The sequence below is a fragment of the Streptomyces sp. NPDC004838 genome (genome assembly GCF_053600955.1).
The window spans coordinates 1-9,167 of sequence record NZ_JBSGAW010000067.1; the positions used below are offsets into that span (position 1 = coordinate 1).

At 73.0% G+C, this 9,167-nt stretch carries 7 protein-coding genes and 1 pseudogene; 5 read left to right on the forward strand and 3 right to left on the reverse strand.

The window, feature by feature from the left end; translation table 11 throughout:
* Nucleotides 1–536: 536 nt before the first annotated feature.
* From ACWEFL_RS35900 to ACWEFL_RS35910, 3 genes and pseudogenes are all read left to right on the forward strand, one after another.
* Nucleotides 537–1,772 (forward strand): 3-deoxy-7-phosphoheptulonate synthase, encoded by a 1,236-nt coding sequence (locus tag ACWEFL_RS35900; RefSeq protein WP_451721277.1) that lies wholly within the window; start codon nt 537–539, stop codon nt 1,770–1,772.
* Nucleotides 1,773–1,866: 94 nt separating this feature from the next.
* Nucleotides 1,867–2,394: pseudogene (locus tag ACWEFL_RS35905) on the forward strand (SDR family NAD(P)-dependent oxidoreductase); the annotation flags it as partial.
* Between the two features lie 538 nt (nt 2,395–2,932).
* Nucleotides 2,933–3,343, forward strand: a complete 411-nt coding sequence (locus ACWEFL_RS35910) for an isochorismatase family protein (protein WP_451721279.1) — start codon at nt 2,933–2,935, stop codon at nt 3,341–3,343.
* Between the two features lie 253 nt (nt 3,344–3,596).
* Here ACWEFL_RS35910 and ACWEFL_RS35915 read toward each other — a convergent pair whose 3' ends face one another.
* Nucleotides 3,597–5,087, reverse strand: coding sequence for a peptide ABC transporter substrate-binding protein (locus tag ACWEFL_RS35915; protein WP_451721281.1), 1,491 nt, complete (start codon nt 5,085–5,087; stop codon nt 3,597–3,599).
* 399 nt (nt 5,088–5,486) lie between these two features.
* Nucleotides 5,487–6,077 (reverse strand): NAD(P)H:quinone oxidoreductase, encoded by a 591-nt coding sequence (gene wrbA, locus ACWEFL_RS35920; protein ID WP_451721283.1) that lies wholly within the window; start codon nt 6,075–6,077, stop codon nt 5,487–5,489.
* 291 nt (nt 6,078–6,368) lie between these two features.
* Between wrbA and ACWEFL_RS35925 the strand changes: the two genes are divergently transcribed.
* Nucleotides 6,369–7,271 (forward strand): shikimate dehydrogenase family protein, encoded by a 903-nt coding sequence (locus ACWEFL_RS35925; RefSeq protein ID WP_451721285.1) that lies wholly within the window; start codon nt 6,369–6,371, stop codon nt 7,269–7,271.
* Here the strand turns inward: ACWEFL_RS35925 and ACWEFL_RS35930 are convergent.
* Nucleotides 7,251–8,465 (reverse strand): IS701 family transposase, encoded by a 1,215-nt coding sequence (locus tag ACWEFL_RS35930; protein ID WP_451721287.1) that lies wholly within the window; start codon nt 8,463–8,465, stop codon nt 7,251–7,253. The two genes, ACWEFL_RS35925 and ACWEFL_RS35930, sit on opposite strands and share 21 nt — an antisense overlap.
* A 199-nt stretch (nt 8,466–8,664) precedes the next feature.
* Here ACWEFL_RS35930 and ACWEFL_RS35935 point away from each other — a divergent pair, with 199 nt between their 5' ends.
* Nucleotides 8,665–8,985: a hypothetical protein gene (locus tag ACWEFL_RS35935; RefSeq protein WP_451721289.1), complete on the forward strand. Its 321-nt coding sequence runs from the start codon at nt 8,665–8,667 to the stop codon at nt 8,983–8,985.
* Nucleotides 8,986–9,167: the final 182 nt, after the last annotated feature.

Below are 9,167 nucleotides of genomic sequence, written 5' to 3' on the forward strand. Positions count from 1 at the left end.
GACGAGATGCGCGCCGACATCGAGGCGAGCCTCGACGGGCAGCCGGTCGCGGCGACGGCGGCGATGGGCGCGGTCGGTTACGGCGGTTAGGGCGGACGCCGGCGGGGTGATCGGTCCGGGATGGTGCCGGCTCATGATGACCGGCGCCTGCCGTGATCCGAGTCCAGCCGAACACCGCTTTGATCGCGAGCGTTGACCGGCAGAAGCAATTAAGGCCCCCGGAGCAGGCCGGCATCGGTACCCGCGCCAGCACGCCGACATGACGGAGCCTGTCCGGCACTTTCGGACAACGCCCCCGGCGGCCCGGACGCCGGGGAGGATGCGTTCCGCCCGGCCCGATCGGCCCCGCACGGCGACCCGTCCACCGAGGGCGGCGCCGGGGGCACCTGACGAAGTTGACCGGCGCGCGTTGATCGCCCGGTGCCGCGACAGCACACTCGGCGAGAGCCGTCCGACTGCGCGGCGCGGACAGCGGTGCGATGCGCGAAAGAGCAAGCCCCGAACCGGCGAACGCATCACGACCACGGAGGTTTCTGTTGACCAGCGAAGCGATCTCGGCCCGACCGGCCGCAGCCGGGTCACTCCTTCTGGAGGGCGGTGAGCCCTGGAGAACCCTGGCCGCCCAGCAGCAGCCGGCCTGGGAGGACCGCGAACTGCTGGCCCGGGTCACCCTCGACCTCGCCGGCCGTCCCGGCCTGGTGACCGCGGCCGAAGTGGCCGAACTCCGCGGCCTGCTGGCCGAGGTGGCGGCCGGCCGGTTCCACGTCGTCCAGGCGGGGGACTGCGCCGAGGACCCCGCCGAGTGCGCGCCCGGACCCGTCATCCGCAAGGTGGCGCTCCTGGAGACGCTGGCCGGGGTGATGTCCATGAACACCCTGCTGCCCACCCTCAAGGTCGGCCGGATGGCGGGCCAGTTCGCCAAACCGCGCTCCCGCCCCACCGAATGGGTGGACGGCGTCGAACTCCCCGTCTACCGCGGCCACCTGGTCAACGGACCTGAGCCGGACGCCGGGCGGCGCCGCCCCGACCCCCGCCGGCTGCGCGCGGGCTACGAGGCCGCCGACCGGGCCATGGCGGCGCTGCGCGGCCGCTCCGAGCTGCGCCCGTCCGCCTTCGCCACCCCGGTGTGGACCAGCCACGAAGCCCTGCTGCTCGACTACGAGGCGCCGCTGATCCGCACCGACGACACCGGAGGCCGCTACCTGGCCTCGACCCACTGGCCCTGGATCGGCTACCGCACCAGCCAGCTCGACGGAGCCCATGTGGCCCTGCTCGCCTCGGTGTCCAACCCGGTGGCCTGCAAGGTCGGCCCCGACATGGGCGTCGGCGAACTGCTGGCCCTGTGTGAGCGGCTCGACCCCGACCGTGCACCGGGCAGGCTCACCCTGATCGCCCGGATGGGCGCGGACACCGTCGCCCACCGGCTCCCGGCGCTCGCCGAGGCGGTACGGCTGGCCGGGCACCCGGCCGTCTGGCTGTCCGACCCGATGCACGGCAACACCGTGAGCGGGCCCGGCGGACTGAAGACCCGGCTGGTGGACACCGTGGTCCGCGAGACCACGGAGTTCCAGCGGGCAATCGCCGCCGCAGGCGCGGTCGCCGGCGGCCTGCACCTGGAGAGCACCCCGGACGACGTCCTCGAATGCGCGGCCGACGCACGGTCCGTGGACGCCTTGGGAGACCGCTACACCACCCTCTGCGATCCCCGGCTCAACCCCGCCCAGGCATGGGAGGTGGCCGCCGCCTGGCACGGCGGCCCGCCGGCGCGCTGACCCGCGCCGGCGGGGCGCGCGCCACCCCGAACCCACCCGCAGCACTCCCGGTCGGCCCCCGTCGATCTTCGAGGCCGCTATGCACGACGATGACATGGCCGGCAGGGTCGCCCTGGTCACCGGCGCGGCCGGCGGCGTCGGCGAGGCGGTGGTGCGCGCCCTCGCGGCGCGCGGCGCCGCGGTCGAGATGGTCGACCGGGACGCCGAGCGGCTCAAGGAACTCGCCGCCCGGGTGCGCGGGAGCGGCGGCACGGCGGTGGCGTTCCCCGCGGACGTCACCGACAGCGCCGCCGTCGAAGCGGTCGTCGCCGTGATCGCGGGGAGCCTGGGCCCGCCGGACCTTCTCGTCAACGCGGCCGGGGTGCTGCGGCCCGGAGGCGTGGGCCCGACCGACGAGGACTGGGCGGCCACCTTCGCGGTGAACACCTCGGGCGTCTTCCTCGTCTCGCGCGCCGTCGTCAACCCGACGGCCCAGCACGGGCGGCGCGCCGTCGTCACCGTCGCTTCCAACGCGGCCCGCACCGCCCGTACCGACATGGCGGCGTACGCCGCGTCCAAGGCCGCCGCCACCGTGTTCACCAAGTGCCCGGGCCCGGAGGCGACCCGGTACGGCATCCGCTGCAACGTCCTCGCCCCCCGGCTCCACCGACACCCGGTGCACACCGCCCTGTGGACCGGGGCGCGGAGCGGGCGTCGGTGGAGGGCACTCCCGCCGCCTACCGCGCCGGCGTCCCGCTCGGGCGCATCGCCCGCCCCCGGGACATCGCCGACGCGGTGGTCTTCCCGCTCTCCGACCGGGCCGCCCACATCACGACGCACGACCTCACCGCCGGCGGCGGCGCGGTCCTCGGCCGCAGACCGCCGGCACCCCGCAGACCCCCGAGAACGTGCCGCCCGGACCCCGAGAGGACACCTCCCGCAGGGAAATCCGGCCATCGCGGCCTACCCGATGCCCACCGAGGACGGACTGCCGACGAACACCGCCGGGTGGACGCTCGACCCCGAGCGCGCCGTGCTGCTCATCCACGACACGCAGAAGTACTTCATCCGGCCCTTCCCCGCCGGCCTGTCCCCGGTCACCGAACCGCCCGGCAACGTCACCGCCTTGCGCGAGCGCTGCGCTCGGCATCCCGGTCGCCCACATCACCCAGCCCGGCGGCATGACCGAGGAGCAGCGCGGCCTGCTCAAGGACTTCCGGGGTTCCGGCATGACCGTCGAGCCCGAGCACCGGGCGGTGGTCGACACCGTCCGCCCCGGGGCGGACGATCTGGTGTTCACCAAGTGGCGCCACAGCGCCTTCCACCGCACCGAACTCCCCGCGTCCATGCGGGCGCAGGGCCGCGACCAGCTCCTGGTGTGCGGTGTCTACGCCCACGCCGGCGTGCTGATGACCACCGCCGACATCCGGCCGTTCCCCGTCGCCGTCGCCGACTTCTCGCACGCGTACCGCCACTTCGCCCCGCGGTACGCGGCCGAGCGCTGCGCCATGACGATGACCACCGCCGCCGTGCTCGACCAGCTCCCGGTGGCCCGGGCCCGCGACCGCGTCCGAGAGGAAGGGGGACCATGACGGGTACGAGGGCGTCCGGTCCGCATGACACCACGCTCCTCGACCAGGTCCCGGCCGGGGCGCACCCGGACTTCGCCCGCCCGCTGGAGAGCGCCACCCCGGCCCGCGACTCCGATCCGCGTGCCGAGGCCGCCAAGACCCGGGCCAAGGCGGCCGGCCTCCGTGGACCCCCTGGGCCACGGGTCAGGACCGCGCCCCGCCCGGCCGCCGCCGTGGGTGGGGGGATCCACGGCGGCGGGCTCCTGGGAGGTGGTCAGTTCTCGATCGTCACGTCGAGCAGGTCCAACTGCAGCAGCGGCGAGACGACGACGTTCTTCGTACGGGTGGACCAGCCGGACTCGACCCGCTGGTACCAGAGCGGGATCGCGGGCATGTCCTGGATGATCCGCTTCTCCGCCTCCTGGTAGAGCGCCCAGCCTTCCTGCTCGGTGGGGGCGGCGTCCGCGCGGGCGAGCAGCGCGTCGACCTCGGGGCTGGAGTAGCCCGAGCCGTTGACGGCCGCGCCGGTGCGGAAGATCGGGTTGAGGAAGTTCTCGATCGACGGGTAGTCGGCGACCCAGCCGGAGCGGAAGATCGCGGTGACCTCCTGCTCGTTGATCTGCTTGCGGAACTCGCCGAAGGTCGGGACCGGCACGTACCGGGCCTCGACGCCGAGCGCGGCGGTGATCGTCGAGCAGGCCGCGTCGATCCACACCTGGTTGGCGGAGTCGTCGTTGGAGGTCAGCTCGATCGGGCCCTCGAAGCCGGTCGCGTCGAAGAGCTCCTTCGCCTTCGCCGGCTGGTAGGTGCACAGGTCGCCGCCGGCGTCGCCGCCGTGGCCGGGCACGATCGGCGGCACCAGGCCGTCCGGCAGCATCTTGTCGCCGTCGAACGCCGTGTCGATGACGAACTGCCGGTCGATGGCCATGGAGATCGCCTGCCGCAGCCGCGCGTCGCCGAACCGAGGGTCGTACAGCGGGAAGGAGAGGGACTGCACGCCCATGTACGGCTTGGACACGTACCGGCCGGCCAGCTCCTCCTTGTACCGGCCGCCGTCGAGGGCGTCGGCGGGCACGAAGTCGAGGTAGTCGAGCCTGTTCGCCACGACGTCCGCGTAAGCGTCCTCCAGCATCCGGTAGAAGCGGAACTCAACGCCGTCCACGCGCGGCTTGCGAGCCCCGGCGTAGGCGGGGTAGCGGTGCAGGACGATGCTCTTGCCCGGCGTGTGCGAGGCGAAGGCGAAGGGGCCGTTGCCGACCGGGTGCGCCTCGAAGCCCGGGCGGTCCGCGAAGAAGCTGGCCGGCAGCGGGAAGAAGGCGGCGTAGCCGAGCTGGGTGACGAAGGCGGAGAACGGCGCGGAGAGCGTCACCTCGAAGATGCTGTCGTCGATCACCTTGAGCCCCGACAGGGTGTCCGCGGAGCCGCTCTGGGTGGCCTTGTAGCCCTGGATGTGGGACAGGTACTCGGCGCCCTGGAGCTTGTTGGGCCCGTAGGCGGTGTAGTTCCAGGCGTCGACGAAGCTGGCGGCGGTGACGGGGGTGCCGTCGTGGAACGTCCAGCCCGGGTTCAGGGTGATCCGGTAGACCTGCGAGTCGGCCGACTCGATGGACTTCGCCGCCGCGTTGCGGGGCTCGGCGGTCTGCGGATCGTACTCGACCAGGCCGGTGAAGAGGACGTTCACGATCTTCACGCTGTCGCGCTCGGTCGCGTCGCCCGGCACCAGCGGGTTCTCCGGTTCGGTGCCGTTCCAGCTGATGATGTCCATGGAGGAGGATCCCTTCGGTTCTCGCGCGGGTTCCCACGCGGGTTCAGGTGCGTTCTCACGTGCTGAGGTCACATGGGCTGATGTCAGGCCGCGCCGGCCGGGAGGGCGGTCGCCGCGCCGGCCTCGGCGTCGTGCTGCCAGGCCACCCGGTCCCGCAGGTCGCCGGTGGACAGCGCGGCGAGCATGGCGTTACGCCGCCGACCGGCCGCGCCGGCCGGGTGGAAGAGTCGCCGGGCTCATCTCGCGGGCGGTCGGCTGGACCTCGGCGGTCCGCTCGCGGCGCAGGCGGGCGAACTCCGCGAAGCGGTGCGCGGAGCCCGCCGCGTCGGGCGCCGATCAGGCCGCCGAGGGCCCCCGGGGCCCGTGGCCGAGGCCCGGCGGGGCGGTGACCGTGCCGGTTCAGCCGGCCCGGAGGCCGGACTTGAGCGCGGTGGTGATCTCGACCATGCGGCGCGCCTGGAACTCGATCGCGCTCAGGTTCTCCTCGCCCGGCGGGACGGTGTCGTGGGAGATGTGGCTGGTGCCGTACGGGTTGCCGTTGCCCGTGGCGAACTGGACCGGGTCCGCGTAGCCGGGGGGAACGATGATCGCGCCCCAGTGGTAGAAGGTGTTGTTCAGCGCCAGCAGGGTGCTCTCCTGGCCGCCGTGCGAGGTGGAGGTCGAGGTGAACGACGAGACCACCTTGTTCACCAGCTTGCCCTGGTTCCACAGCTCGCCGGTGCCGTCGATGAACTGCTTGAGCGGGGCGGCCGGCAGACCGAAGCGGGTGGGCGTGCCGAACAGGAGGGCGTCGGCCCACTCCAGGTCATCGAGCGTCGCCTCGGCGATGTCACCGGCGGGCGTGGCCGTGGCCGTGGCCTGCGGGCCGTAGTCGGCGACCCTGCGCAGGCGTACCTCGGCGCCGGCCTTCTCGGCTGCCGCGGCGGCCGCCCCGGCCAGCGTGTGCACGTGTCCGGTGGACGAGTAGTAGATGACGGCGGCGTTGGTCACGATCGCAACTCCAATGCGCGGCGGGCGGGTTGGGGGACGAACTCGACGGACGGGCCTCGTGGGACGGAACTCTCCTCCGGCGGCCGGTCCGGCGGCAAAGGAGCGGCCGCGATTTCATCACCTTGCGGGTCCGGGACGCCGCGGAGGGCCGGCCCGGCGGGGGGAAACGGCCCCCGGCCCGATCCACCGCCGCTCTATGTCAACTCCGTGCGGTGTCCGGTGGGGGGCGGTTCTAGGCTGTCCTGATATCCGAAAACCACCCCCAGACGGCAGAAGGAGCGTTCCTGACCCATGTACGCGAACCACACACCCGTGGGCCGCACGGCGTCCGGAGCCATCCGGGGCGGTCGCGCGGCGCTCCTCGGATCGCCGGTCGGCCAGTCCCTGTCACCCGCCCTGCACCGGGCCGCCTACGCGGCCATGGGCCTTGACCTGCGCTTCGGTGCCGTGGAATGCGAGGAGGCGGGGCTGCCGGCGCTCTTCGACCCACTCGGCGATGACTGGGCCGGGATCGTACTGACCGCGTCGCTGCGGCGGGCCGTGCTGCCGCTGGCGGACGAGGTGTCGGAGCTGGCCATGGACGTCGGCGGAGCGGACACGGTGGTTTTCCGCCACGGCCGGAGTTTCGGCGACCACGCCGGGGTCCACGCCTTCGCCACGGCGCTGCGGGAGGCCGGCCTGGAGGCGCCGGGGTCCGCGGTGGTGCTGGGCGGCGGGGCCGCGGCCTGCTCCGCGCTGGCCGCGCTGCGGGACGCCGGGGTCAGGGAGCCGGTGGTGGTGGTCCGCGAGCGGCGGCGTGCCGCCGAGGTCGAGGCGGCGGCTGGCCGGCTCGGGATGGCGGTCGAGCTGCGCCCCTTCGACGAGCTGGGCCGGCTGCTCGACGGGGTGGCGGTGGTGGTCTCCACGCTGCCCGCCGGCGTCGCCGACACGCTCGCCCCGACCGTCGCCCGGTCCGGGGCCGCCGTGCTCGACGCGGCGTACGCCGCGTGGCCGACCCGACTCGCCAAGGCGGCGGGCTTCGCCGGCGGCACGGTGGTCGACGGTCTGTCGATCCTGCTGCACCGGACGGCGCGGCAGATTGAACTGCTGACCGGCGTGTCCGGGGTGTCGGACGCGGTGCCGGTCGAGGTGCTGCGCGGGGCGGCGCACGCCGAGCTGGCCCGGCGCGCCGCCTCAGGCCGACAGCTCCTGTGAGGCCGCGGCGCGCCGGAGGCGGGCCGCGGAGAGCACCAGGACGGCGTGCGCCACGGAGCAGAGCGTCACGTGGCGGTGCCAGCCGGCGTAGGACCGGCCCTCGAAGTCCCGCATGCCCACCCGGGTGCTGACCTCCGCGTAGTCCTTGCCCACCCGGCGGGTCAGCCGGCCCAGCCGCAGCAGCGCGGCCGGCGGGATGTCCTCCAGCAGGTTCGACAGCCAGAGCTCGCCCGGCCTGCCCTTGTGCATCGGCCAGCCGCCCACGAGCGTCAGCGCCGGGCCGGGCGCCGGCGGCAGCCCCGGACCGCGGCGGGCCGGCATGGTCACGCCGGAGCCGCTGACCAGTACCGACCGCCTGATCGAGTACTCCGGGTCCACCCAGTCGACCGGCCGGGACATCCGCTTGCCCTGTTCCGCCAGCTGCTGTGCGGGCAGCAACTGTCGCTGTGAACCAGGCCGGTTGGGATCGCGGCCGATCACCCGGGTGGCCCCGTCGACGCGTATGATGAAGGGGACGCTGCGGCGGGTGAACTGCTCGACAAGGGCGTGCGCATCCAGGGCGCGGGCGTCGAGGACCACCGGCCGGCGGCGTAACCCCCAGGTGGAGCCGGAGAGTTCCGCCGCCACGTGCACGACGGCCGATTCCACGCTCAGGGCCGCGAGACCCTCGGGGATGCGGGCCCGGCGCCGGCGCTCCTCGTCCGCCAGCCACTTCGGGGGCAGGTCGAGGGCCCAGTTGACGGGCACGCTCAGCTGGTCGTTGGCCAGCGAGACGCCGTAGGCCTGCTGACTGTTGACGACCCGGCCGAGGTCGGAGCGGAACGATTCCTCTACCCCGACGGAGTGCGCCCCGGACTTGGGGATGGCCATCGAGTCGATCACCCACGCCTGCGGCAGCAGCACCCGGTCCAGGTGCCGGGCGAGCGTCTGGCGCACCGGGCTCCAGGCCCAGGAGGAGTCGCTGATGAAGTGGTGCAGACTCTGCTCGGCGCCCCCGTGCTCGGCGACGGAGGCCAGGGCGCGCATGGACTTGCGCCCCGGCACGGACAGCAGCCCGGAGACGTACCACTCGCCCCGGGTCCGCTGGTCGCGGCGCTTGAGCGAGGCCAGCATCTGGCGGCAGAACTCGGACACGAAGTCGTCGGCGACGTCTCCCCGTGTCTGCATCAGGGCGCTCCTCTCCATGTCGATCATGGCTTCCCTCCCTTTCCTCGGCCGTCCACGGGCGGTCCCGGTAGGCGGCGGCGCCGTCCGGAACCGGCTGCGGGGGCATCGACGGGAGCAAGGTTACCGTACCAGGCGGTCGGTTTTTATTGCTCCGCCAGGTGGGAGTTTTCCATTCCAGGGTCGATCTGGCAAGGATAAAATACCGCTTGGTTGGTTTATTGGGGCGATGTTCGCCGACCTCGCCCGCACTCCGGTCCGGTGGCCCCCCTCGGGCGACGTACCCGACCTGCTCTTCCGCGGCGACGCAGCCGGACGCGGGCTGCGGCCGCGCCACGGAAAACCGGGCGCGGGCGGTGGAGCGGACCTCGACTCGCTGTCGACCGCCGCCAAGTCCGGCACCGGCCGCGACGAGGTGTACGGAACCACCGGCTGGGACGACGCATCCATCCCCATGACTCAGGGCAACCCGGACGCCAACGGCGACGGCATCTCCGACCTCTGGGCCGTCATGAGTGACGGAATACTCCAGTTGGGCGTTTCCCCTTGATCGTGGACACCCTGATCATTGGATCGTGAAGGGGAGCTTCCCCTGAGCTTGACGTTTTACGTCGCTGTGGCAAATCTGCTAGCGATCACTAGTAGTACTTCGTTAGGTCGATTTGGTGGTGTGGTGTTGGTTCGGGCATGGTGGTGCGGTGGACTTGGGGGAAGTTGAGGAATTGCGGGGCG

Bases quoted from the DNA above. Each gene is read 5' to 3' on its own strand.
- ACWEFL_RS35925 (WP_451721285.1), top strand. From the start codon at position 6,369: ATGTACGCGAACCACACACCCGTGGGCCGCACGGCGTCCGGAGCCATC.
- ACWEFL_RS35915 (WP_451721281.1), bottom strand. From the start codon at position 5,087: ATGGACATCATCAGCTGGAACGGCACCGAACCGGAGAACCCGCTGGTG.
- ACWEFL_RS35930 (WP_451721287.1), bottom strand. From the start codon at position 8,465: ATGATCGACATGGAGAGGAGCGCCCTGATGCAGACACGGGGAGACGTC.
- ACWEFL_RS35910 (WP_451721279.1), top strand. From the start codon at position 2,933: ATGACCGAGGAGCAGCGCGGCCTGCTCAAGGACTTCCGGGGTTCCGGC.
- ACWEFL_RS35935 (WP_451721289.1), top strand. From the start codon at position 8,665: ATGTTCGCCGACCTCGCCCGCACTCCGGTCCGGTGGCCCCCCTCGGGC.